Genomic DNA, 23,417 nt, shown 5'->3' on the forward strand with positions numbered 1-23,417 from the left:
CGGATCCCCGCCCCACCCGGGACCGCCCGACCCCGCGCCGCGCGAACGTTCCTCCCACCGGCGCCGCGACGATGGATTCCCAGACCTCACAGACACCCCAGGTACCTCAGCAACCTCATACGTTCCAGGTCGACCTGCGCGGTCTGGTGGACCTCCTCTCCCATCACCTCTACTCCAGCCCCAAGGTCTATCTCCGCGAACTGCTCCAGAACGCGGTGGACGCGATCACGGCCCGGCGGGCCGAACAGCCGGACGCCCCGGCCCGAGTGCGGTTGTACGCCGAGAACGGCGCCCTGAGGGTCGAGGACTCCGGGGTCGGGCTCACCGAGGCGGACGTGCACAGCCTGCTGGCCACGATCGGGCGCAGTTCCAAGCGGGCCGAGGGACTTCAGGAGGTCCGCTCCGACTTCCTCGGCCAGTTCGGCATCGGTCTGCTCGCCTGTTTCGTCGTCGCCGAGCGGATCCGGGTGGTCAGCCGCAGCGCCCGTACGCCGGACGCCCCGCCCGTGGAGTGGACGGCGAGCGACGACGGTTCGTACCGGGTGCGGACGCTGCCGTCCGACGCGCGTCCGGAGCCGGGGACCACCGTGCACCTGGTCGCGCGGGCGGGCGCCGGCGAGTGGCTCACGCCGGAGCGGGTCCTCCGGCTCGCGCGGGACTTCGGTTCCCTGCTGCCGTACGACGTCCGGGTCGGCGACGAGGCGGTCACCGACCTGCCCGCCCCCTGGGACCGGCCCTACCCCTCCCCCGCCACCCGCAGGGTGGCGCTGGCCCGGCACTGTCACGAGCTGTTCGGCTTCACCCCACTGGACTCGATCGAGCTGAACGTGCCGCTCGCCGGGATCCGGGGCGTGGCCTACGTCCTTCCGTCGGCGGTCAGCCCCGCCCAGCGGGCGACTCACCGCGTCCATCTCAAGGGCATGTTGCTGACCGAGCGGGCCGAACAGCTGCTGCCGGACTGGGCGTTCTTCGTGCGCTGCGTCCTGGACACCGACAGTCTGCGCCCTACGGCCTCGCGCGAGTCGCTGTACGAGGACGAGACGCTGGCCGCCGTACGGGAGGCGCTCGGGGAAAGGATCCGGTCCTGGCTGACGGGCCTCGCCGCCGGGGATCCGGAACGGCTCGCGGCCTTCCTGTCCGTGCACCACCTGGGCGTGAAGTCGCTCGCGCGGCACGACACGGACATGCTGCGCACGATGCTGCCGTGGCTGCCGTTCGAGACGACCGACGGGCGGCTGTCGCTGGAGGAGTTCGCGCGGCGGCACCCGGTGGTGCACTTCACGCGGACCGTCGAGGAGTACCGGCAGGTCGCGCCGATCGCCTCCGCGCAGGGCGTCGGGGTGGTCAACGGCGGTTACACGTACGACAGCGACCTGGTCGAGGCACTGCCCTCGGTGCGGCCGGGAACGGTCGTCTCCGAGCTGGACGCGGACACCGTCACCGCCCACATGGACCTGGTCGACCCGGCCGAGGAGCTGGCGCTCGCCGGTTTCCTGGCTGCCGCGCGGGCCAGGCTCGATCCGCTGGGCTGCGACGTGGTCCTGCGTGCGTTCCGGCCGCTGTCCGTGCCCGCGCTGCACCTGGACGACCGGGACGCCCGGCACGAGCAGGCCCGGGCCGAGGCCGAGGACCGGGCCGACGACCTGTGGGCGGGCATCCTCGGCTCGCTGCGCGGCAGCGCCCCACGCGCGCGTCTCGTGCTGAACCATCTCAACCCGCTGGTACGGCGGATCGGTTCGCTCGGCGATCCGGAACTGATCGGCACCGCCACCGAGTCCCTGTACGGGCAGGCCCTGCTGATGGCCCAGCGCCCGCTCAGGCCCGCGGACTCGGCCTTGCTGAACCGGGCCTTCATGGGCCTGCTGGAGTGGGCCACGAACGGCGAGGAGGACCCGTGATGAGCGGGAGCGACGGGATGGACGGCAACCACGGGGTCACGGGCTTCGACGCGCTGCGCCGGGCGATGGCGGAGAACGCCGAGGAGCCGGAGGGGCCCGCCCGCAACGCGCGCGCGGAGCAGCTGCTCGCCGAGGCCGAGAAGCTGAACATCCCGCTCGCGGTGATCGAGGCGCTCGGACACCAGCTGAAGGTCTACAACTACAGCTCCGAGAAGGCCAAGATGTTCGTCCCCTTCGCGCGGCTGCTGCGCATGTGGGACGAGCGGCCCGAGGACTTCGACGAGTACGAGGCGCACTCCCTGCACTGGGTCTTCAAGTGGATGACGACCGGCATGCTCGACCAGCCGCACATCCCGCTCGCCGCCATGGAGAAGTGGCTCGGCGAGATGGAGCACCGCTACCGGCTGGCCGGGCACTCCGAACGGGCCGTGCGCAGCGCCGAGTACAGCGTGGCCGCGCATGTCGGGGACCTGGCGCGGGCCGAGCGCGCGTATGCCGCGTGGCTGGCCGCCGACCGGGACGCCATGGCGGACTGTCACGCCTGCGAGCTGCACGAGCAGGGCTGGTGGCAGTCGCAGCGCGGGCGGGACGAGGAGGCGCTCGAGCTGTGGGCGCCGGTTCTGGAGGGCGAGTTCACCTGCGCCCACGAGCCGCACGCGGTCCTCGCCTCCTCGCTGACGCCGCTGCTGCGGCTGGGCCGCCTCGACGAGGCGCGCGCCAACCATCTGCGGGGCTTCCGGCTGGTGCGGTCCATGGAGAGCATGCGCAGCGCCTACGCGGACCATGTCGAGTTCTGCGCCCTCAGCGGCAACGAGGCGCGCGGTCTGGAGCTGCTCGCGGAGCGTCCCGCGTACTTCACGGACGACGGTCATCCGCGCAGCAGGCTGGACTTCACGGCCGTGGTGGCTCTGCTCATGGACCGGCTGACCGAGCTGGGCCTGGGTGACCGGCCGGTGCCGGGACCCGCGGGCCGGTCCTGGACCGCGGCCGAACTCGCCGCCCACGCGCGCGCGGAGGCCCTCGCGCTGGCCGCCCGCTTCGACGAGCGCAACGGCACGGCCCATGTCAGCGAGCGGGCACGCGCGCGCATGGCTCAGCGCCCGCTGGTGGAACGGCTGCCGCTGGGAGTGCGGGCGGTTCGGACGGCCGCCGCTGCCGTGGTCGCGCCACCGGTCCCGGTGGCTGACCAGGAGCCCGGTCTGCCCGCGCTGATCGCCGAGGCACGGCGGCTGTCGGACACCCTCCAGCCGAACGCCGTCGAGGCGTGGGCCGCCGTCGCGCGGGCCGCGCGGGGCGTCGAGCTGGACCCGCGCGACCGGGCGGAGATCGCCGACCACGAGGCGATGGACCTGGGTCCCGAGGGAACCGAACTGTTCGAGCGGGCCGCCGCGTTGTACACGGAGGCGGGCGATCCCGGCGAGTCGCTCGCGGCACGCGCGCGTGCCGCCTACATACGTGCGCTGGCGGGCGAGGTGGACGAGGCGCTCACCGTGGTCGCCGGGCTGTACGACGAGGTCCTCGCGCTCTACTCCGTGGACGACACGGGCGTACGGCAGACGGCGTCGGTGCTGATGTCACGGGCGCGCATCCTGATGCGGCGGGTGCACGAGGCCGAGGAGGACGCGGTCCTCTCGGAGGCGGAGCAGGCCGTGCGGGAGGTGCTCGCCCTCGTCGAGGGACGGACCGGGGACGACGTGCGGCTCGCCGCGCGGGTCGCCGAGGCGCAGGCGATGCTGGCGGAGCTGGCCTCGCGGGTCGGGGACGTGGAGGCGGCCGCCGAGCTGTTCACGTGGGCCGCGGCCGGGTTCGTGGAGGCGGGGCTGCCGTGGTTCGCGGTGGAGTACGAGGCCCGGCTGGCCGGGCTCCTGCACCACCTGGGCGATCCGGCGGGGAGCGAGCGGGCGCTGCGGGCGGCCCTGGAGCACGGCGGTCCGCAACTGGAGGCGATCGGGCGGGCCCAGCTGCATCTCCAGCTCGCCGAGGTCGTCGGCGGCCGGGGGCTCGACGAGGAGGCGGCCGAGCACGCCCTTGAGGCCGCTCACTGGGCCGACGAGGCCGGCGAGGGACCGACGCTGGGGGCCCTGGCCCGGCACCAGCTGGGCGGGTTCCTGCTGCGGCAGGGCCGGTGGGCCGAGGCCGCCGAGGTGCTGGAGTCGGCGCTGCCCGACCTGAGCGCCGAGACGCACGGCGACGGGGCGGTCGTACAGACGCAGTGGTGGCTCGGTGACTGTCTGAGCGAGCTGGGCGAGCACCGGGAGGCGGCCGAACGGCGTCTGCAGGCCGCCGAGATCGCCCGGCACTGGCCCGAGCAGCACGACCACGCGACGCTCGCCCACCTCGCCGCCGAGTCCCTCGGGGCCGCGGGTCTGCCCGCCGAGGCGGACCGGGCGTACGCGCGCGCGGGCGGCCTGTGGCGTGACCTCGGCAATGTCCACGGGCTGATCCGTTCCGTGCGCGCCCGCGCGTGGCTCGCGCTGCGTGCCGAGGACGGGGCGGACGCGGCACGGGAGCTGATGACGGAGGCGGTCCGGGAGTGCGAGATCGCGCTGGGTGAGACGCAGGCCGAGGAGGAGGCGTGGCAGCGGTTGGTCGGCGAACTCGGGCACACTCACCGGCAGTTCGGGGACCTGCTGGCCCGTTCCGTGCCCGAGGACGCCGAGGACGACTCGATCCGGGCGGTGCTGGAGGAGTCGCTGGCCCAGGTGGTGGAGGCGATCGTGGTGTTCGCCTCGCTCGGGGACGACGCCCTGGACGCCCGGACCGGTGCCGAGCTCGCGGCGGGCTGGCTGGCGGCGGACCTGAGCCGGCCGGCGGAGGCGGCGGCACGCGCGCGTGCGGTGCTCGACGCCTATGGCGGCACGGACGGCTCCGGCGAGGCTCGTGACGACGAGACGGCACGGACCCGGCGGGCCGAGGCCGAGCAGATGCTGGGGCTCATGGAGGAGCAGGAGGGCTGATCGCCCAGGGGTGCTATTCGACCCCGATGAGCAGCACGGCTCCCTGCCGTCCGCCCCGGTACACCACGGTGTCGACGGCGAGGTACGACTCCCGTACGCGCGTCTCCAGGTGGTCGGCGACCGCCTCGGGGGCCTCGTCGCCGAGGACGAGGGTGACCAGTTCGCCTCCGGCCGAGAGCATGCGGTCGAGGACGGTCTCGGCCGTGACGGTGACGTCCGAGCCGATCACGGCCACGTCCCCGTCGATGAGGCCGAGGACGTCACCGGCCTGGCAGATGCCGGCCATGGTCCAGGACTGGCGTTCGGCGACGGCGACCTCGGCGTAGCGGGTCGCGCCGGCCGCCGAGGTCATCTGCACGACGTCCTCGTCGAACCGGCGCTCCGGCTCGTGCACGGCGAGCGCCGCGATGCCCTGGACCGCGGAGCGCGTGGGGATCAGCGCGACGCGGATGCCCTCCGCGCGAGCCTGCTCGGCCGCGGCGGCCGCGGTGTGGCGCAGGTCGGCGTCATTGGGCAGCAGCACGACCTCGCGCGCGTGGGCACGCCGTACGGCCTCCACGAGCTCCCCGCTCGCGGGCGGCTCCCCGGGGCGGGCGAGGACGGTGGTCGCGCCGGCCTCGGTGTACAGACCGGCCAGGCCCTCGCCGGGCACGACGGCGACGACGGCCCGCTGGGCGCGCTCGCGGGGCTGCCGTTCGCCGCCGGTGGTGTGCACGTCACCGAGTCCGAAGTGCGTGATGCGGATCCGGTACGGCCGCCCGGCCTCGATGCCCGCCTCCACGGCGGCGCCGGCGTCGTCGACGTGCACATGGACGTTCCACAGGCCGTCGCCGCCGACCACCACGAGCGAGTCCCCGAGCCTGTCGAGCCGCTCCCGCAGCCGCGCGACGGCCGTGTCGCCGGCCTCCAGGAGGTAGATCACCTCGAAGGCGGGGCCGCCGGTGCCCAGGGCGTCGGCGCACTCGTCGGGGGCGTCCGCGGAGACTTCGGCGGAGCCTGCTTCCGAGGACGTGCTCATCACCGGTACCGCCCTGGGCGCCTCCCCCGTGAACGTCTCCACCAGCGCCCCCAGCACCGCCACCAGTCCTCGCCCGCCGGCGTCCACCACGCCGGCCCGTTCCAGGACGGCCAGCTGACCGGGTGTCGCGGCGAGGGCGGTGCGCGCGCCGTCGTAGGCGGCCCGGGCGACCGTTCCGCAGTCGCCCTCCGCTGCCCCGGCGGCGTCGGCGGCGGCCGAGGCGACCGTGAGGACCGTGCCCTCGACCGGGTGGGCCACGGCCTGGCGGGCGGAGTCGGCCGCGTGCCGCAGGGCGAGCCGGAGTCCCTCGCCGTCCGTGTGAGCCGTCTCACCGTCGGCGGCCAGCACCTGGGCCATGCCCCGCAGCAGCTGGGCGAGGATCGTGCCCGAGTTGCCGCGGGCGCCTATGAGGGCTCCGTGCGCCATCGCGCGCGCGGCGTCGGCCAGTGCAGGTTTCCCCGAGCCATGGGCGTCGTGACCCTCGAACACGGCTTCGACGGCCGCGGCCGCGGATTCCGCCGTCAGATACAGGTTCGTGCCGGTGTCCCCGTCGGCGACGGGGTAGACGTTGATCGCGTCGATCTCCTCGCGCGCCCGGCCCAGCGCCCGCAGCGCGAGACCGCACCAGGTGCGCACCGCGAGAGCATCGAAGAATGTCTGCGGCACGTGTGCCACCTGCGCCTCCTCGGGCTGCTGGACTGGACGCAGCGTAGACCCCGGACGGGTGTCCACCGGAAGAGGGCCGGGAGCGAGTGCCTGGTCAGCCATGGTAGTTTCGTTCTACTGGCGCAGTCGTTGTATGCTGCTCCGGTTGCCCGATCCCGATCGGGCCATTCCCCCTGGCAGTGCCACTCAGATCTCTGATCCTACGATCTCGATCCTTCGGCTTGCCGGGATCCGACCGTAAGTGCATCTGAAGTCTTTGGAGTGACCCGTGGCTGCCAACTGCGACGTCTGCGGCAAGGGGCCGGGCTTCGGCAACAACATCTCGTTTTCGCACCGCCGTACGTCCCGTCGCTGGAACCCGAACATCCAGCGACGCCGTATCGTGGTCGGCGGGACGCCGAAGCGCGTGAACGCTTGCACCTCGTGCATCAAGGCCGGCAAGGTCTCGCGCTGACGCACAGCTAAGCGCGCGGCCACTGCTGGTTCGCTGCACTGAGCCGGTCCACCGAGAGGTGGGCCGGCTTTTTGCCGTGTCCACGCACTACGCGTCCACGTACTAGGCGCCCTCGTACCGGCGGAACCGCCATCCATGATCCACGGGACCGATCCCGTCGCCGAGAGCGAAGCCGGCGGCGATCGCCCCGGTGACGTACTCCTTGGCGGCCGCCACCGCCTCCGGCACGGACTGTCCCTTCGCGAGCTGCGAGGCGATCGCGGAGGCCAGGGTGCAGCCCGTTCCGTGCGTGTGCCGGTTGTCGTAGCGGGGCGCGCGCAGCCAGTGCTCCTCACGGCCGTCGGTGAGCAGGTCGACGGCGTCGCCGGTCAGATGGCCGCCCTTGATGAGCACCCACGTCGGTCCGTACGACAGGACCGCCTCGGCGGCTTCTCGCATACGGGACTCCGAATCGACCCGGACGCCGGTGAGCTGTGCCACCTCGTCGAGGTTCGGGGTGGCGACGGTGGCGACCGGGAGCAGCTTCGTGCGTACGGACTCCAGGGCGGACGAGGCCAGCAGCGGGTCCCCGTGCTTGGAGACGCCGACCGGGTCGACCACGGCCGGGGCGTCCGTGGCTCCGAGCAACTCGGCCACCGCCTCGACGAGTTCGGCCGAGGCGAGCATCCCGGTCTTCACGGCCTGGACGCCGATGTCGTCCACGACACTGCGGTACTGGGCCCGCACCGCCTCGACCGGCAGCTCCCAGGCACCCTGTACGCCAAGGGAGTTCTGCGCGGTGACGGCCGTGACGACACTCATGCCGTGCACGCCGAGCGCGAGCATGGTCTTCAGGTCGGCCTGGATCCCGGCGCCTCCGCCGGAGTCGGAGCCGGCCACCGTGAGCACCAGGGGCTTCACGACTCGATGTCCCCGCCGAAGTGGTCCCAGCCGCCCTTGCTCGTCCAGGGCGCCCCGTCGACCGTCACCTGGGGCAGGGCCGAGGGGTTGAGGACCTCGCCGATCACCTTCCAGCGGGCCGGGAGCTTCACGTCCGGCGAGAAGGTCGCCACGATCGCGTGGTCCTCTCCCCCGCTCAGCACCCACTGCATGGGGTCGACACCGACGGCCTGCCCGATGTCGTTCATCTGGGTGGGGATGTCGATCGCGCCGGAACGGATGTCGATGCGGACCTTGCTGGCCTCGGCGATGTGTCCGAGGTCGGCGATCAGCCCGTCGCTCACGTCGCACATCGCGGTCGCGCCGAGCGCCGCGGCGGCCGGGCCCGCGTGGTACGGCGGCTCGGGGCGCCGGTGCGCCTCCACGAACGCGCGCGGCGAGCGGAAGCCGCGGGAGAGCACCGCGTATCCGGCCGCGGACCAGCCCAGCCAGCCGGTCACCGCGACGAGGTCACCGGGCTGGGCGCCGGCCCGGGTCACCGGCTCCTGGCCCCGCAGATCGCCGAGGGCGGTGATGGAGACCATGATCGTGTCTCCCCGTACGACGTCCCCGCCGACCACCGACGCGCCCGCGACCTGGCACTCGTCGCGCAGACCGTCCATGAGCTCCGAGGCCCAGGTGACGGGGAGTTCGGCGGGCACGACCAGGCCGAGCAGCAGCGCGGTCGGCACGGCACCCATGGCGGCGATGTCCGCGAGGTTCTGCGCGGCCGCCTTGCGGCCGACGTCGTAGGCCGTGGACCAGTCGCGGCGGAAGTGCCGGCCCTCCAGAAGGATGTCGGTGCTCGCCACGACCCTGCGGTCGGGGGCGGCGACCACCGCGGCGTCGTCGCCGGGACCCACCCGGACCGCCGGGGTGGTGGTGAGACGGGAGGTGAGCTCCCTGATGAGCCCGAACTCGCCGAGCTCACCAACAGTGCCCTTCATTGCCCTTACGCCCCTTCTGTGCCGTGCCGTGCCCGGTCGCGCGTCATCAGTGTCCTCGATACGGTCGAGGGGACCGTCAGCTTCTTCGGTGTTCGTCGTCTCCGCACCCCGGCACATGCGTCCACGCCCCCGCGGGTCTCCCCGCGACGAGCGGCGACGCGATACCGTGGCGTTCCTTTTCCCCACATGATCCTCGTGGCCGCCCTGGAGGTTCCGTGGTACAGGCGTACATCCTGATCCAGACGGAGGTCGGCAAAGCGTCGACCGTCGCCGAGACGATCAGCAAGATTCCTGGAGTCATCCAGGCCGAGGACGTGACAGGACCGTATGACGTGATCGTCCGTGCACAAGCCGACACCGTGGACGACCTGGGCCGCCTGGTGGTCGCCAAGGTCCAGCAGGTGGATGGCATCACCCGTACCCTGACCTGCCCGGTCGTCCATCTGTAGCCCCCGTCTACCCTTGGCCGGTGAACTTCTTCCGTCACCGGCCTCTCGGTCTGCCCGCGTTCGCCCTGCTGATCACGGTCGCGGGCTGCTCCTCCGCAGACGACAGCGCGTCGGCGGCGGTTCCCTCGCCGGGGGCGGGCGTCACGAAGCTCTGCCGAGAACTGGACCGGGTACTGCCGTCCAAGGTCGACGACCAGGACCGTCGGGATCCCGAGCCCGCGTCCGCGCTGACCGCGGGCTGGGGTGACCCGGCGATCATACTGCGGTGCGGTGTCGAGCGGCCCTCGAAGATGGACGATCCGGAGGCCGACGGGGTCGAGGTGAACGGGGTCGGCTGGCTGCTGGAGAAGCAGGACGACGGGTCGTTCCGCTTCACCACGACCTTGCGGAAGGCGTACGTCGAGGTGACGATCCCCGAGGACCGCACCGGCGACGGCATGGGACCGCTGGTGGACCTGGCGTCCGCCGTGAAGAAGGCGATCCCCGAGGGGATCGCCGACTAGTCGCCGACCGGCTAACGAAGCCCCGTCGACCGGCGCAGCGCCGCCTCGATCAGCCTGTCCACCAGCTCCGGGTAACTGATCCCGCTCTTCTCCCACATCTGCGGGTACATCGAGATCGGCGTGAAGCCCGGAAGCGTGTTGATCTCGTTGATCACGAAGTCGCCGTCCTCGGTGAGGAAGAAGTCCGCGCGGACCAGGCCCTCGCAGGAGGCCGCGTCGAAGGCGTCGACCGCGAGCTTCTGGACCTCGGCCGTCTCCTCGGGCGTGAGCGGCGCCGGCACGATGCCCGGGGTCGAGTCGATGTACTTCGCCTCGAAGTCGTAGTACGCGTGCTCCTGCGGCGGGGGGATCTCGGCCGGGACCGACGCGCGCGGGCCGTCCTCGAACTCCAGGACACCGCACTCGATCTCGCGGCCCCGCAGCGCCGCTTCCACCAGGATCTTCGGGTCGTGGCTCTGTGCCTCGGCGATCGCCTCGTCCAGGCCGGACAGGTCGTCGACCTTGGTGATGCCGATCGACGAGCCCGCGCGCGCGGGCTTCACGAACAGCGGCCAGCCGTGTTCGCCCGCGAAGTCGACGATCTTCTTGCGGGCCGCGGACTCGTCCCGCTCCCACTCGCGCGGCCTGATCACCACGTACGGGCCGACCTCGAGCCCGAAGGAGGTGAACACCCGCTTCATGTACTCCTTGTCCTGGCCGACGGCCGAGGCGAGCACACCGGAGCCGACGTACGGGACGCCGGAGAGCTCCAGGAGGCCCTGCAGGGTGCCGTCCTCGCCGTAGGGGCCGTGCAGGACGGGGAAGACGACGTCGACCTCACCGAGCGCTTTGGGCACCGATCCCGGCTCGCTGTAGACGACTTCACGGTTCGCGGGGTCGACGGGGAGCACCACGCCGCCCTCGCTCGACTCGGCGAGTTCCTCGACACTCGGCGTACGGCGCTCGGTGATCGCCATGCGTTCCGGTTCGTCGGCGGTGAGCGCCCAACGGCCGTCCCGGGTGATACCGATCGGCAGGACGTCGTACTTGGTCCGGTCGATGGCCCGCAGTACGGCGCCGGCGGTGACCACGGAGATCCCGTGTTCGGAGCTGCGCCCGCCGAACACGACGGCCACGCGCGGCTTGCGAGGCGGCTGCTGAGGGCTCTGGGGGAGGTTCTCGGTGCTCATATCGCGTTGAGAGTACCCGTTGGTAGTGCCCCGATACAGCGTGCGCCCCTGCGGCGAACGAGGCAAAAACGCGGTCGTAGCTCAGTGTCGCTCGGGTTTCGCGCTGCGCGACATCAGCTCCTTGACGGCGACCACCGGGGCCTTGCCCTCGTGCACGATGCCGACGACGGTCTCGGTGATCGGCATGTCGACGCCGTGCCTGCGGGCCAGATCCAGCACGGACTCACAGGACTTGACGCCCTCCGCGGTCTGCTTGGTGACCTCGATGGTCTCCTGGAGGGTCATGCCCTTGCCGAGGTTGGTGCCGAAGGTGTGGTTGCGCGACAGCGGCGAGGAGCAGGTCGCCACCAGGTCGCCGAGACCGGCGAGTCCGGAGAACGTCAGCGGGTCGGCGCCCATGGCGAGTCCGAGCCGGGTCGTCTCCGCGAGACCGCGCGTGATCAGCGAGCCCTTGGCGTTGTCACCGAGGCCCATGCCGTCCGCGATGCCGACGGCGAGGCCGATGACGTTCTTCACGGCGCCGCCGAGTTCGCAGCCCACCACGTCGGTGTTGGTGTACGGGCGGAAGTACGGCGTGTGGCAGGAGGACTGGAGCCGCTGGGCGACCGCCTCGTCGGTGCAGGCGACCACGGCGGCGGCCGGCATCCGGGCGGCGATCTCCCGCGCGAGGTTGGGTCCGGTGACCACGGCGATGCGGTCGGCGCCGACCTTCGCGACGTCCTCGATCACCTCGCTCATCCGCATGGCGGAGCCGAGCTCGACGCCCTTCATGAGGGAGACGAGGACGGTGTCGGGCGCGAGCAGGGGGGTCCACTCGGCGAGGTTGGCGCGCAGGGTCTGCGAGGGGATCGCGAGGACGGTCAACTCCGCGTCGCGCGCGGCCTCCGCGGCGTCCGACGTGGCCCGGAGGTTCTCCGGGAGTTCGACGCCGGGGAGGTAGTCCGGGTTCGTCCGCGTGGAGTTGACGGCTTCCGCGAGTTCGGGACGCCGCGCCCACAGGGTGACCTCGCACCCCGCGTCGGCGAGCACCATGCCGAACGCGGTGCCCCATGAACCGGTACCGAAGACGGCCGCCTTGACGGGCTTGCTCACTTGCTCTTCTCCCCCTCGTGACCGTTCTGGGCCTGGGTCCGGCGCCGCTGCTCGATCCGCTCGCGGCGCGGGTCGTACGCCGTCTCGGGTGCCTTCTCGCCGCGGATCAGCTCCAGCTGGGCGGTGACGGCGGCCATGATGACCTCGGTGGCCTCCTTCAGGAGGTCCGGGGTCATCTCCTTGCCGTAGAACGGCGACAGGTCCACGGGCGGCCCCGCGAGGACCTGCGAGGTCTTGCGCGGAAACACGTGGAGCTTCTTCGCGTACGGCGGCAGCAGTTCGTTGGCGCCCCACTGCGCCACGGGAATCACCGGGCACTTGGTCTGGAGGGCTACCCGCGCGGCACCGGTCTTGCCGATCATGGGCCACTGGTCGGGGTCCCGGGTGATGGTGCCCTCGGGGTAGAACGCGACGCATTCGCCGCGTTCCACGGCCTCGATGGCGGCCCTGAAGGCACTGAGCGCGTCCGTGGTCTCGCGGTAGACGGGAATCTGCCCCGTGCCGCGCATCATGGCGCCGATGAATCCCTTGTTGAAAAGACCGCTCTTCGCGAGGAATCGCGGGACGCGGCCGGTGTTGTACTGGAAGTGCGCGTACGCGAAGGGATCGATGTGCGAATTGTGGTTGACCGCGGTGATAAATCCGCCGTCGGCCGGAATATGCTCCATTCCGCGCCAGTCCCGCTTGATCAGAACCACGAGCGGCGGTTTGGCGATCACCGCTGCCAGGCGGTACCAGAAGCCGATTCTGCGGCGGGGCACGCGGACACCTTCCTCTTGGGCCTGGGGGGCCGCACAAGTGTCGCCCCAGGCCGCCGGTCTGTCGAGAACACCGTACGCCCCGCCACCGACACCGCCAGATGGGCCGGCGTGACGACTGAGTGACAATGGCCGCCACAAGAGAAGGACGGAACACTCGTGCAGTGGACGTTGGTCATCCCGTTGAAGCCCTTGGCGCGGGCCAAGAGCAGGCTCTCGGACACCGCCGACGACGGGGTGCGCCCGGGGCTGGCCCTCGCCTTCGCCCAGGACACCGTGGCGGCGGCGCTGGCCTGCCCCGCTGTCGGTGATGTGGCGGTCGTCACGGATGACGTCCTGGCGGGCCGCGAGCTGGCGGCCCTGGGCGCCCGGATCGTCCCCGACGAGCCACGGGGCGGCCTGAACGCGGCCCTGTCGCATGCGGCTGCCGTCGTACGGTCCACGCGTCCCGAAAGCGCCCTCGCGGCCCTGAACGCCGATCTTCCGGCGCTACGGCCCCTGGAATTGGCCCGGGTCCTCGACGCCGCCGCGGAATTCCCGCGCGCTTTTCTCGCGGACGCCGCGACAATCGGCACCACTTTGCTGACGGCCCGGGAAGACGCGGAATTGCGCCCCGCCTTCGGGCTGGATTCCCGCGCACGCCATCGCGCCTCGGGAGCGACGGAACTCCCCCTCACCGAGGTGGATTCCGTACGGCAGGACGTGGACACCGGCGAGGACCTGCGGGCCGCGCTCGCCCTCGGGGTGGGACCCCGGACGGCCGCCGCCGCCGCGCGGTTGCTGATTCCCGGGCAGTAGGCTGCGGCCATGCAGGCGACCGCGTACACGTATGACCCCGAAAGCCGCAGCGGGCAGGTACTTCTCGACGACGGCACCCCGGTCCCCTTCGACGCACCGGCGTTCGACGCGGGCGGTCTGAGGCTGCTGCGTCCCGGACAGCGCGTGCGCGTCGAGATGGACGGGGACAAGGTCACCCTGGTGACCCTCCAGACCTTCTGAACCCCCTGTGCACACGCCGCGGGCCGGACTCCGATGCGGAGTCCGGCCCGTCGCGTGAGTGCCCTGTGCCCTTACCTCTTGCGGGCCGTGGCCTTCTTGGCGGTGGTGGTGCGAGACGTCGACTTCCTGGCGGGGGCCTTCTTGGCGGTCGCCTTCTTCGCCGGGGCCTTCTTGGCCGTCGCCTTCTTGGCGGTGGTCTTCTTCGCGGCGGTGGTCTTGGCGGTCGCCGTGCTCTTGGCGGGCGCCTTCTTCGCCGTGGTCTTCTTCGCGGTGGCCGTCGTCTTCTTGGCCGTCGTCTTCCTCGCGGTGGTCTTCTTCGCGGCGGCGGTCTTGGCGGTGGCCTTCTTCGCGGCCGCCTTCTTGACCGTGGCCGAAGCCCCGCCGGTCAGGCTGCCCTTGGGCGCCTTCTTGACCGCGACGTCGTTCTTCGGGAGCTTCTTCGTGCCGCTCACCAGGTCCTTGAAGCCCTGGCCCGCGCGGAAGCGCGGAACGGAGGTCTTCTTGACCCGAACCCGCTCGCCCGTCTGGGGGTTACGGGCGTAACGGGCCGGCCGGTCGACCTTCTCGAACGAACCGAAGCCGGTGACCGAGACCCGGTCGCCCGCGACCGTCGCGCGGACGATGGCGTCCAGGACCGCGTCGACCGCGTCGGCGGCCTGCTGGCGGCCGCCCACCTTGTCGGCAATCGCTTCTACGAGCTGCGCCTTGTTCACGTCTTCCCCTTCGGAGACATTGCCAGAACGAAAGTGTTCAAGCTTTTTCGCACGTTAGGCAGATATATACCGCAAATCAAACACGAAACGGGCTTATCACCCTTGTGCCGCAACGAACTCGGCTGCTCTGGACTTGTTCAGCGTTCCTCTTCCGGGATTCGACCCGCGTCGAGGTCGGCCATGAACCCCTCCAGACGCCTTGTCGCTTCGACGACGTCGTGCTTGGCCGCGGCCGTAATGACCAGCAGCTTCCGGGTCAGCGCCATCCGTACGCCCTCCGGGACTTGCAGTGCGCGCACCCTTGCGTGCGCTTCCTTGAGTTGGTCCGCGACTGCCGCATAGAGCTCGAGTTGGCCGTCGTGTTCCATGCACAGATTGTGCCATCTGGGGCGAGTTGTCGCCTGCTAGGGGTGCAACTGCCGCCTCAAACGGCCTTCCGGGCACATCCGGAAGCCACGGCTACAAGGGACGCGTACCCCGACAACACCCGTCGTAACGTGGGAAGTTGAACGGGCGTGTCGCACCGCGCGAGGCCGTCCGGGCGCAGACACGGCCGTACCCCCGATCGGGCTGATCGGGGGTACGGCGGGGGTGTTGAGGTGGCCGAAACTCGACCTGTTCAGTTGCTCCGAAGGAGGGTTTTGGGTGCTCCGGCCGACCCTGAGGTCAGCTCTGCAGCGTCCGCGGCTTGTACGAGGGCCGCTTGGCCTCGTACGCGGCGATGTCGGCCTCGTTCTGGAGGGTGATGGAGATGTCGTCCAGGCCGTTCAGCAGCCGCCAACGGGCGTTCTCGTCGAGCTCGAAGGCGGCGGTGATGCCCTCGGCACGCACCTCACGGGCCTCAAGGTCCACAGTGACCTCAGCAGTCGCGTCCTTCTCGGTGAGCTCCTGCAGCGCGTCCACGATCTTCTGCTCCACGATCACCGTGAGCAGGCCGTTCTTGAGCGAGTTGCCGCGGAAGATGTCGGCGAAGCGCGAGGAGATGACGGCCTTGAAGCCGTAGTTCTGCAGCGCCCACACCGCGTGCTCACGGGAGGATCCGGTGCCGAAGTCGGGGCCGGCGACCAGGACCGTGGCGCCCTTGCGCTCGGGCTGGTTGAGGATGAATTTCTCGTCCTTGCGCCAGGCCTCGAACAGTCCGTCCTCGAACCCGTCCCGCGTCACCTTCTTGAGCCAGTGAGCAGGGATGATCTGGTCGGTGTCGACGTTGGAGCGGCGCAGCGGGACGGCCCGGCCGGTGTGCGTGGTGAATGCTTCCATGACTCTCAGACTCCAGCGGCGACAGGGGCGTCGGACAGGTCGGCGGGCGAAGCCAGGTGGCCAAGGACGGCGGTCGCGGCCGCGACCTGCGGCGACACCAGGTGCGTACGACCGCCCTTGCCCTGTCGGCCCTCGAAGTTGCGGTTGGAGGTGGACGCGGAGCGCTCACCGGGGGCCAGCTGGTCCGGGTTCATGCCCAGACACATCGAGCAGCCCGCGTGCCGCCATTCGGCGCCGGCCTCCTTGAAGACGACGTCCAGGCCCTCGGAGACGGCCTGCAGCCCCACGCGCGCGGAGCCGGGGACGACCAGCATCCGTACGCCGTCGGCGACTTTGCGGCCCTTGACGAGCTCGGCGGCGGCGCGCAGGTCCTCGATACGACCGTTGGTGCACGAACCTACGAAGACGGTGTCCACCTTGATGGAGCGCAGCGGCTGCCCGGCCTCCAACCCCATGTATTCCAGGGCCTTTTCGGCGGCGAGGCGCTCCGAAGCGTCTTCGTACGAAGCAGGATCGGGGACGTCCGCCGAAAGCGGCGCACCCTGACCGGGGTTGGTGCCCCAGGTGACGAACGGTGCCAGCTCGTCGGCCTTGATGACGACCTCGGCGTCGAACTCCGCGTCCTCGTCCGTCTTCAGGGTCTTCCAGTACGCGACGGCCGCGTCCCAGTCCTCGCCCTTGGGCGCGTGCGGGCGGCCCTCGAGGTAGTCGAAGGTGGTCTGGTCGGGGGCGATCATGCCCGCGCGGGCGCCGGCCTCGATCGACATGTTGCAGATGGTCATCCGGGCCTCCATCGAGAGCTTCTCGATGGCGGAGCCACGGTACTCCAGGACGTAGCCCTGGCCGCCGCCGGTGCCGATCCTGGCGATGATCGCCAGGATCAGGTCCTTGGCGGTGACGCCGTCGGGCAGTTCGCCGTCGACCGTGATGGCCATGGTCTTGGGGCGGACCAGCGGCAGCGTCTGGGTGGCCAGGACGTGCTCGACCTGGGAGGTGCCGATGCCGAACGCCAGGCCGCCGAAGGCACCGTGCGTGGAGGTGTGGGAGTCGCCGCAGACCACGGTCATGCCGGGCTGGGTCAGTCCGAGCTGCGGACCCACCACGTGCACGACGCCCTGCTCGACGTCGCCCAGCGGGTGCAGACGCACCCCGAAGTCGGCGCAGTTCTTGCGCAGCGTCTCCAGCTGGACGCGCGAGACCGGGTCGGCGATCGGCTTGTCGATGTCGAGGGTCGGGGTGTTGTGGTCCTCGGTGGCGATGGTCAGGTCGAGCCGGCGCACCTGGCGACCGCTCTTGCGCAGACCGTCGAAGGCCTGCGGGCTGGTCACCTCGTGCAGCAGGTGCAGATCGATGAAGAGGAGGTCGGGCTCGCCCTCGGCGCGCCGGACGACATGGTCGTCCCAGACCTTCTCCGCGAGTGTCCTACCCATCGCTTTCCCTCCGGCCGGCAAACGTCCACCGGCCCAACTAGAGATCTTGAGGAGACGGCACCCGGCCCCAGTTCACGGGCGCCCGTCACCCGGCCCGTACGGTCACCGGGCCGCTGTGTCTACAAGGGTTGCGCGTCTCACGAAAAAAGGAACTTGCGTTTCACAGAGTGAGACGTGAGTATCGTTTCATGGACAACAGTAGCGGCGTCGGCGTTCTGGACAAGGCAGCCCTTGTCCTGAGCGCTCTGGAGTCCGGTCCGGCCACCCTCGCGGGCTTGGTCGCGGCGACCGGACTGGCACGACCCACGGCCCACCGGCTGGCCGTGGCTCTGGAACACCACCGCATGGTGGCACGCGACATGCAGGGCCGTTTCATTCTGGGCCCGCGCCTCGCCGAGCTGGCCGCGGCCGCCGGCGAGGACCGCCTCCTCGCGACGGCCGGCCCGGTGCTCACGCATCTGCGGGACATCACCGGCGAGAGCGCACAGCTCTACCGCCGCCAGGGCGACATGCGTATCTGCGTCGCCGCGGCGGAGCGCCTGTCGGGTCTCAGGGACACGGTCCCGGTCGGCTCGACGCTCACCATGAAGGCGGGCTCCTCGGCCCAGATCCTGATGGCCTGGGAGGAGCCGGAGCGCCTGCACCGCGGCCTCCAGGGCGCCCGCTTCACGGCCACGGCTCTGTCGGGCGTACGACGCCGCGGCTGGGCCCAGTCCATCGGCGAGCGTGAGCCGGGTGTCGCGTCCGTGTCCGCGCCCGTACGCGGCCCCTCCAACCGCGTGGTGGCCGCCGTCTCGGTCTCCGGCCCCATCGAGCGCCTGACCCGCCACCCGGGCCGCATGCACGCCCAGGCGGTCATCGACGCCGCCGCCCGCCTCTCCGAGGCACTGCGCCGTACGGGCTGAGCAGACTCCGTCGGAACGAGACCAGCCTCAACGCCGCGGCAGGTCTTGCACCGACGGGGAGGCGTCCGCCGACTCCCCGGACCTGTAGGCGAAGCGTTCCTTCGCGTACCGCCCGCGCGCAGCGACCGGCACCTGCCCATGCGCCACCGCGAGTCCGAACGCCGGCATGTCCGCGTAGATCGACTCGCAGGACCCCTCCGGCACCACGTACGCCTCGTGCCACAGCCCCACGCGCTGCCGTGTCCTCCCCGCCTTCTCCTTCGACTCCCAGTACTGGACGACGTAGTACGTCCGCGGTGAGGCCGTCAGCAGCACATGCGAGCGCAGCCCCCGCTCCGGAGCCTTCTGCAGCTCCCGCAGCATCCGCGGCATGGCCAGGAAGACCGGGACCCACGACCACGTCCCTCTCCGCGGACGCGGTGGTGCGGCCTGCGGCAACCTTCTTCCCGAACATGGGACCCCTCGTTGGCGAGCAGCACTATCCGACTGCGGCATGTTTGGATAGTGCCGGTATCCGAGAGGGGGTGCACGAGATGCGGCTTGCCGAACTCAGCGAGCACAGCGGTGTGTCCACCGCGACGATCAAGTACTACCTGCGCGAAGGGCTGTTGCCACCGGGCCGCCAGATCAACGCCACGACGGCCGAGTACGACGAGGAGCATCTACGGCGGCTGAGACTGGTGCGCGCGATGATCCAGGTGGGCCGGGTGCCGGTGGCGAAGGTGCGCGAGGTGCTCGGACATGTGGACGACGACTCCCTGGGCCGCTCGATCCGTCTCGGCGCGGCGCTGTGGGCACTGCCGCAGGTGCCTGAGCCCGACGAGGACGACGAGTACGTCCGGGCCGCGCACCAGGAGGTCACCGCACTCCTGGACCGGCTCGGCTGGGAGAACGCCAAGCAGCTCACGACCATCTCCCCCGCGTACCGCTCGCTGGTGGTGGCGGTGGCCGCGTTCCGCCGGCTCGGCTACGACTGGGGGGCCGAACAGCTCGCGCCGTACGCCGAGTTGATGCACCGGACAGCCGTCCTCGACCTGGACAACCTGGAGACGCACCCGTCGGAGGCCGAGCGGGTCGAGTTCGCGCTGCTGGGGGCGATCCTCAACGAGCCGCTGCTGCAGTCGCTGCACCGGCTGGCGCAGGAGGAGGAGTCGACGCGGCGGTACGGCTTCGAATGAGCCCCGGACACGGCGAAGGCCCTCCACCGAAGTGAAGGGCCTTCCTCTACGTACCCCCGACCGGATTCGAACCGGCGCTACCGCCTTGAGAGGGCGGCGTGCTAGGCCGCTACACAACGGGGGCGTGGAGCCTGCGTTTCCGCAGGTCCGAGCTGGTCTACCTGGACTCGAACCAAGAATGACGGTACCAGAAACCGTAGTGTTGCCAATTACACCATAGACCAAGGTGATTCAGAGTAAATCGTACCCCCGACCGGATTCGAACCGGCGCTACCGCCTTGAGAGGGCGGCGTGCTAGGCCGCTACACAACGGGGGCCCTAGCGATCCTGCATGAGCGTCAGCGGGTGCGACCCTGACTGACCCTCCGGGAAGGATCTGTACCCCCGACCGGATTCGAACCGGCGCTACTGCCTTGAGAGGGCAGCGTGCTAGGCCGCTACACAACGGGGGCTTCGCGGAATTGATCTCCGCCTTTGCAGATGAGCTCTGCGAGCTGGCCTACCTGGACTCGAACCAAGACTAACTGAACCAGAATCAGTCGTGCTGCCAATTACACCATAGGCCACTGGAACTCAAGCCCCTACGGGGATCTTGTTCTAGTTTCGCTCCTCCGGATCCCGGCCTTTCGGCCCGCTCCCCGGCGGCGCAGGAAGAACATTACCCGAAGGTGGACGGGGCTCCAAAACGGGTATCCGCGCCGAGGATCGCGGGGAGTTCGGCGAGCGAGGCGATGCGCCGAGGTCCGGCGGGGGTGGGGACATGGGCGTGCACACCGCCGTCGCGGTCGATCCAGACCGACAGCAGTCCGGCCTCGGCGGCACCCCTGCCGTCGATCTCCGGGTGGTCGCCGACGTACGCCACCTGGTGCGGGGCCAGCTCCAGGGCGTCGCAGGCCGCGAGGAATGCTCCGGCCTCGGGCTTGGAGACGCCCAGTTCGGCGGCGCACAGGATGACCTCGAAGCGGTCGTGGACGCCGAGTACGCGCAGCTTGTGGTCCTGGACGTGGATGCTGGAGTTGGAGAGCACCGCGTGCCGGTGACTGGCGGCGAGGGCGTCCAGGGCGGGCAGCACGTCGGGGAAGAGGGCCCAGGCGGTCTCGTAGTGCGCGATGTACCGCTGGAACCAGGCGTCCGCCTCCGCGTCGGTCAGCTCCTCGCCCAGGAACACCCGCACCCGGTCCCGCCGCTGCCCCTGGAAGTCGACCTCCCCCGCCGAGAACCGCGCCCACTGGGTGTCGGTGACCGCCCGCCACCGCACGATGGCCTGCTCGACGCTCTCGTACGCCTCCAGCAGCCCCTCGGCCGTCAGATGCAGACGCATTCCGATGCGGTCGGCCCCCGTGTAGTCGAAGAGGGTGTCGTCCACGTCCCAGACCACGGCCCGAATGCTCATGATCCGACGGTAACCCGGCGTCCGGGGCCGCGTCCGGCGATTGCGGCCCCTCAGGACTCGGGCGAGCGGCGAGGGGTGGACTGGCACACTGGGCTCATGACCGAGTACCGCGTCCAGTTCACCGTCGAGGCCCGGGCGACGTACGACGCTCTGCCCGGAGAGCGTCGAGCCCAGTTGGACAAGGCCGTGCGGATACTGGCTCGTGACCCGTTCCGCAAGACGTCGACCGCGCAGCTCGGGCCCGATGAGCACCTGCGCAAGGCCTATGTGGCGCCCGGCGTGATGCTGGAGTACATGGTGGCCGGCGCGATCATGGTCGTCGTGGTGCTGGAACTCTTCGACGAGAGCGCCTACCTGGTCGACGAGAGCGACGCGGTCTGAGACCGGCCGAGGGGCGGCAGCCGGAGTTGCCGGTTGCCGCCCCTCGCGCGTGCGTGCGTTATGCCGTCAGCTTCGCCAGCGCCGCGTCGATGCGGGCCAGCGTCGTCTCCTTGCCCAGGATCTCCAGGGACTCGAAGAGGGGCAGGCCGACCGTGCGGCCGGTGACGGCCACGCGGACCGGGGCCTGGGCCTTGCCGAGCTTGAGGCCGTGGGTCTCGCCGGCGGCCAGCACGGCCTCCTTGAGGGACTCCGGCGAGGCCCAGTCCGCGGACTCCAGCTTCTCGCGGGCCGTGCGCAGAAGGGCGTCCGAGCCCTCCTTCATCGCCTTGGTCCACGAGGGCTCGTCGAAGACCGGCTCCGGCAGGAACAGGAAGTCGACGTTGTCGGTGATCTCGGAGAGGACCTTGAGGCGGGTCTGGGCGTGCGGAGCGATCGCCTGCCACTTCGTCTCGTCGAAGTCCTCCGGGGACCAGGGGGCGAAGGGCGCCTTCAGCCACGGGGCGCAGCGCTCCGTGAAGTCCTTCACGTCCAGGAGACGGATGTGGTCGGCGTTGATCGCCTCGCACTTCTTCAGGTCGAAGCGCGCCGGGTTGGGGTTCACGTCCGCGATGTCGAAGGCCGCGACCAGCTCGTCGGTGGTGAAGATGTCCTTGTCCGCCGAGAGCGACCAGCCCAGCAGGGACAGGTAGTTGAGCAGGCCCTCGGACAGGAAGCCGCGCTCCCGGTAGAGGTTGAGCGAGGCCTGCGGGTCACGCTTGGAGAGCTTCTTGTTGCCCTCGCCCATCACGTACGGCAGGTGCCCGAAGGCGGGCACGGCCTTCGCCACACCCAGCTCGATCAGCGCCTTGTACAGGGCGACCTGGCGCGGGGTGGAGGACAGCAGGTCCTCGCCGCGCAGGACGTGCGTGATCTCCATCAGCGCGTCGTCGACCGGGTTCACGAGCGTGTAGAGGGGCGCCCCGTTGGCTCGTACGATCCCGTAGTCCGGCACGTTCTCCGGGGTGAACGTCAGCTCGCCGCGGACCAGGTCCGTGAAGGTGATCGTCTCGTCGGGCATACGGAAGCGGACGATGGGCGTACGGCCCTCGGCGACATACGTGGAGACCTGCTCGTCGGTCAGGTCGCGGCAGTGGCCGTCGTAGCCGGACGGCTTGCCGGCCGCGCGAGCCGCCTCGCGGCGGGTGTCCAGCTCCTGCTGGGAGCAGTAGCAGTGGTACGCGTGACCGGCGTCCAGGAGCTTGGCGGCGACGTCCTTGTAGAGGTCCATCCGCTGCGACTGCCGGTACGGCGCGTGCGGGCCGCCGACCTCGGGGCCCTCGTCCCAGTCGAAGCCCAGCCAGCGCATCGAGTCGAGCAGCTGGTTGTAGGACTCCTCGGAGTCGCGGGCCGCGTCGGTGTCCTCGATGCGGAAGACGAACGTGCCCTGGTGGTGCCGGGCGAACGCCCAGTTGAACAGGGCGGTGCGGACCAGGCCCACGTGGGGGTTACCGGTGGGCGAGGGGCAGAAACGTACGCGGACGGGTGCGCTAGCCACGCTTGACAACCTTGTTGGTGAGAGTGCCGATGCCTTCGATGGTGACGGCGACCTCGTCGCCGACGGTGAGCGGCCCGACGCCTGCCGGGGTGCCCGTGAGGATCACGTCGCCGGGGAGCAGCGTCATGGCCTCGGAGATGTTGACGATCAGATCCTCGATCGGGTGGATCATCTCGCTGGTTCGGCCGAGCTGGCGTTGTTCGCCGTTGACGGTGAGCTGGATCGTCAGGTCGGAGGCCGTCTCCAGGTCCAGGTCCGTCTCCACCCAGGGGCCCAGCGGGCAGGAGGTGTCGAAGCCCTTGGCCCGCGCCCACTGCTTCTCGCGCTTCTGGACGTCCCGGGCGGTGATGTCGTTCGCGCAGGTGTAGCCGAAGATCACGTCCTTGACGCGCTCGCGCGGCACCTCGCGGCACATACGGCCGATGACGACGGCGAGTTCGGCCTCGTGGTGGACGTCCGCCGAGAAGGAGGGGTACTGGATCTCGTCGCCGGGGCCGATCACCGAGGTGGAGGGCTTGAAGAAGGCGAAGGGGACGTCCGGGACCTCGTTGCCGAGTTCCTTCGCGTGGTCGGCGTAGTTACGGCCGTACGCCACGACCTTGTTGGGGAGCACCGGGGGCAGCAGCCGGACCTTGCTGAGCGGGACCTTCGTACCGGAGAGCTCGAAGTCCGCGAACGGGATGCCCTTGATGATGTCGAGGACGAGCTCGTCCGGCCTGTCGCCCTCGACCGCGCCGAAGGCGACGTTCCCGTCGATGGAGAATCTGGCGATGCGCACGGGATCTGGGCGCCCCT

General features: G+C 70.6%; 23 protein-coding genes, 5 tRNA genes and 1 pseudogene. 10 read left to right on the plus strand and 19 right to left on the minus strand.

Annotation, left to right across the window (positions count from 1 at the left end):
• The first annotated feature begins 71 nt into the window (after positions 1–71).
• Together M2157_RS15205 and M2157_RS15210 are read left to right on the plus strand one after the other, a co-directional pair.
• Positions 72–1,898: an HSP90 family protein gene (locus M2157_RS15205; RefSeq protein ID WP_280865489.1), complete on the plus strand. Its 1,827-nt coding sequence runs from the start codon at positions 72–74 to the stop codon at positions 1,896–1,898.
• Positions 1,898–4,855: a tetratricopeptide repeat protein gene (locus M2157_RS15210; RefSeq protein ID WP_280865490.1), complete on the plus strand. Its 2,958-nt coding sequence runs from the start codon at positions 1,898–1,900 to the stop codon at positions 4,853–4,855. The genes M2157_RS15205 and M2157_RS15210 overlap by 1 nt, the downstream gene beginning before the upstream one ends.
• A 13-nt stretch (positions 4,856–4,868) precedes the next feature.
• Here M2157_RS15210 and M2157_RS15215 read toward each other — a convergent pair whose 3' ends face one another.
• Positions 4,869–6,548, minus strand: coding sequence for a DAK2 domain-containing protein (locus M2157_RS15215; RefSeq protein WP_280865492.1), 1,680 nt, complete (start codon positions 6,546–6,548; stop codon positions 4,869–4,871).
• Positions 6,549–6,807: 259 nt separating this feature from the next.
• Between M2157_RS15215 and rpmB the strand changes: the two genes are divergently transcribed.
• Positions 6,808–6,993, plus strand: a complete 186-nt coding sequence (gene rpmB / locus M2157_RS15220; RefSeq protein ID WP_069765393.1) for a 50S ribosomal protein L28 — start codon at positions 6,808–6,810, stop codon at positions 6,991–6,993.
• Between the two features lie 102 nt (positions 6,994–7,095).
• On the opposite strand, the gene thiD is transcribed toward rpmB, so the two are convergent.
• Together thiD and M2157_RS15230 are read right to left on the minus strand one after the other, a co-directional pair.
• Positions 7,096–7,893: a bifunctional hydroxymethylpyrimidine kinase/phosphomethylpyrimidine kinase gene (gene thiD, locus M2157_RS15225; protein ID WP_280862389.1), complete on the minus strand. Its 798-nt coding sequence runs from the start codon at positions 7,891–7,893 to the stop codon at positions 7,096–7,098.
• Complete coding sequence (locus M2157_RS15230; RefSeq protein ID WP_059208497.1) at positions 7,890–8,858, minus strand: thiamine-phosphate kinase; 969 nt, start codon at positions 8,856–8,858, stop codon at positions 7,890–7,892. Before M2157_RS15230 ends, thiD begins: the two co-directional genes overlap by 4 nt.
• Positions 8,859–9,073: 215 nt before the next feature.
• Here M2157_RS15230 and M2157_RS15235 point away from each other — a divergent pair, with 215 nt between their 5' ends.
• The gene (locus tag M2157_RS15235; RefSeq protein WP_020121007.1) at positions 9,074–9,307 is read left to right on the plus strand and encodes an Lrp/AsnC ligand binding domain-containing protein; all 234 of its coding nucleotides are present in this window, start codon (positions 9,074–9,076) and stop codon (positions 9,305–9,307) included.
• Positions 9,308–9,327: 20 nt separating this feature from the next.
• Positions 9,328–9,810 carry a DUF3515 domain-containing protein gene (locus M2157_RS15240; protein ID WP_280865493.1) on the plus strand — a complete coding sequence of 161 codons (483 nt, stop codon included), beginning with the start codon at positions 9,328–9,330 and terminating at the stop codon, positions 9,808–9,810.
• A gap of 11 nt (positions 9,811–9,821) precedes the next feature.
• Here M2157_RS15240 and M2157_RS15245 read toward each other — a convergent pair whose 3' ends face one another.
• The 3 genes from M2157_RS15245 to M2157_RS15255 form a co-directional block, all read right to left on the minus strand.
• Positions 9,822–10,979 carry a D-alanine--D-alanine ligase family protein gene (locus tag M2157_RS15245; RefSeq protein ID WP_280865495.1) on the minus strand — a complete coding sequence of 386 codons (1,158 nt, stop codon included), beginning with the start codon at positions 10,977–10,979 and terminating at the stop codon, positions 9,822–9,824.
• A gap of 81 nt (positions 10,980–11,060) precedes the next feature.
• Positions 11,061–12,071, minus strand: coding sequence for an NAD(P)H-dependent glycerol-3-phosphate dehydrogenase (locus tag M2157_RS15250; RefSeq protein ID WP_280862392.1), 1,011 nt, complete (start codon positions 12,069–12,071; stop codon positions 11,061–11,063).
• Positions 12,068–12,832, minus strand: a complete 765-nt coding sequence (locus M2157_RS15255) for a lysophospholipid acyltransferase family protein (protein ID WP_280862393.1) — start codon at positions 12,830–12,832, stop codon at positions 12,068–12,070. Before M2157_RS15255 ends, M2157_RS15250 begins: the two co-directional genes overlap by 4 nt.
• A gap of 156 nt (positions 12,833–12,988) precedes the next feature.
• Between M2157_RS15255 and cofC the strand changes: the two genes are divergently transcribed.
• Together cofC and M2157_RS15265 are read left to right on the plus strand one after the other, a co-directional pair.
• On the plus strand, positions 12,989–13,627 hold the full coding sequence (gene cofC, locus M2157_RS15260) for a 2-phospho-L-lactate guanylyltransferase (RefSeq protein ID WP_280865497.1): 639 nt from the start codon (positions 12,989–12,991) through the stop codon (positions 13,625–13,627).
• A gap of 9 nt (positions 13,628–13,636) precedes the next feature.
• Positions 13,637–13,828 carry a hypothetical protein gene (locus tag M2157_RS15265; protein ID WP_266527476.1) on the plus strand — a complete coding sequence of 64 codons (192 nt, stop codon included), beginning with the start codon at positions 13,637–13,639 and terminating at the stop codon, positions 13,826–13,828.
• A 71-nt stretch (positions 13,829–13,899) separates the two neighbouring features.
• On the opposite strand, the gene M2157_RS15270 is transcribed toward M2157_RS15265, so the two are convergent.
• From M2157_RS15270 to leuC, 4 genes are all read right to left on the minus strand, one after another.
• Positions 13,900–14,541: an HU family DNA-binding protein gene (locus M2157_RS15270; protein WP_266527473.1), complete on the minus strand. Its 642-nt coding sequence runs from the start codon at positions 14,539–14,541 to the stop codon at positions 13,900–13,902.
• 137 nt (positions 14,542–14,678) lie between these two features.
• Complete coding sequence (locus M2157_RS15275) at positions 14,679–14,909, minus strand: hypothetical protein (RefSeq protein ID WP_007384922.1); 231 nt, start codon at positions 14,907–14,909, stop codon at positions 14,679–14,681.
• 298 nt (positions 14,910–15,207) lie between these two features.
• Positions 15,208–15,801, minus strand: coding sequence for a 3-isopropylmalate dehydratase small subunit (leuD, locus tag M2157_RS15280; RefSeq protein ID WP_280862395.1), 594 nt, complete (start codon positions 15,799–15,801; stop codon positions 15,208–15,210).
• A gap of 5 nt (positions 15,802–15,806) precedes the next feature.
• Complete coding sequence (gene leuC, locus M2157_RS15285; protein ID WP_266559217.1) at positions 15,807–17,231, minus strand: 3-isopropylmalate dehydratase large subunit; 1,425 nt, start codon at positions 17,229–17,231, stop codon at positions 15,807–15,809.
• Positions 17,232–17,419: 188 nt separating this feature from the next.
• On the opposite strand from leuC, the gene ndgR reads away from it, so the two are divergent.
• The gene (gene ndgR, locus M2157_RS15290; RefSeq protein ID WP_007384919.1) at positions 17,420–18,136 is read left to right on the plus strand and encodes an IclR family transcriptional regulator NdgR; all 717 of its coding nucleotides are present in this window, start codon (positions 17,420–17,422) and stop codon (positions 18,134–18,136) included.
• Between the two features lie 27 nt (positions 18,137–18,163).
• Here the strand turns inward: ndgR and M2157_RS15295 are convergent.
• Positions 18,164–18,590 (minus strand): annotated as a pseudogene (locus M2157_RS15295) (DUF4188 domain-containing protein).
• A gap of 79 nt (positions 18,591–18,669) precedes the next feature.
• Here M2157_RS15295 and M2157_RS15300 point away from each other — a divergent pair.
• On the plus strand, positions 18,670–19,314 hold the full coding sequence (locus M2157_RS15300; RefSeq protein ID WP_280865502.1) for a MerR family transcriptional regulator: 645 nt from the start codon (positions 18,670–18,672) through the stop codon (positions 19,312–19,314).
• A gap of 51 nt (positions 19,315–19,365) precedes the next feature.
• Here M2157_RS15300 and M2157_RS15305 read toward each other — a convergent pair.
• From M2157_RS15305 to M2157_RS15330, 6 genes are all read right to left on the minus strand, one after another.
• Positions 19,366–19,438 (minus strand) — tRNA-Glu (locus M2157_RS15305).
• Between the two features lie 28 nt (positions 19,439–19,466).
• Positions 19,467–19,538: transfer RNA gene (locus tag M2157_RS15310), tRNA-Gln, on the minus strand.
• 20 nt (positions 19,539–19,558) lie between these two features.
• Positions 19,559–19,631, minus strand: a tRNA-Glu gene (locus M2157_RS15315).
• A gap of 62 nt (positions 19,632–19,693) precedes the next feature.
• Positions 19,694–19,766: transfer RNA gene (locus tag M2157_RS15320), tRNA-Glu, on the minus strand.
• A gap of 42 nt (positions 19,767–19,808) precedes the next feature.
• Positions 19,809–19,880 (minus strand) — tRNA-Gln (locus M2157_RS15325).
• Between the two features lie 92 nt (positions 19,881–19,972).
• Complete coding sequence (locus tag M2157_RS15330; protein WP_280865503.1) at positions 19,973–20,707, minus strand: HAD family hydrolase; 735 nt, start codon at positions 20,705–20,707, stop codon at positions 19,973–19,975.
• A gap of 96 nt (positions 20,708–20,803) precedes the next feature.
• Between M2157_RS15330 and M2157_RS15335 the strand changes: the two genes are divergently transcribed.
• Positions 20,804–21,088, plus strand: coding sequence for a hypothetical protein (locus tag M2157_RS15335; RefSeq protein WP_280865504.1), 285 nt, complete (start codon positions 20,804–20,806; stop codon positions 21,086–21,088).
• Between the two features lie 58 nt (positions 21,089–21,146).
• Here M2157_RS15335 and gltX read toward each other — a convergent pair whose 3' ends face one another.
• Positions 21,147–22,631: a glutamate--tRNA ligase gene (gene gltX, locus M2157_RS15340; RefSeq protein WP_280865506.1), complete on the minus strand. Its 1,485-nt coding sequence runs from the start codon at positions 22,629–22,631 to the stop codon at positions 21,147–21,149.
• Positions 22,615–23,400 carry a fumarylacetoacetate hydrolase family protein gene (locus M2157_RS15345; protein ID WP_057616450.1) on the minus strand — a complete coding sequence of 262 codons (786 nt, stop codon included), beginning with the start codon at positions 23,398–23,400 and terminating at the stop codon, positions 22,615–22,617. Before M2157_RS15345 ends, gltX begins: the two co-directional genes overlap by 17 nt.
• Positions 23,401–23,417 lie beyond the last annotated feature (17 nt).

It is taken from the genome of Streptomyces sp. SAI-127, from assembly GCF_029894425.1.
GTDB lineage: Bacteria > Actinomycetota > Actinomycetes > Streptomycetales > Streptomycetaceae > Streptomyces.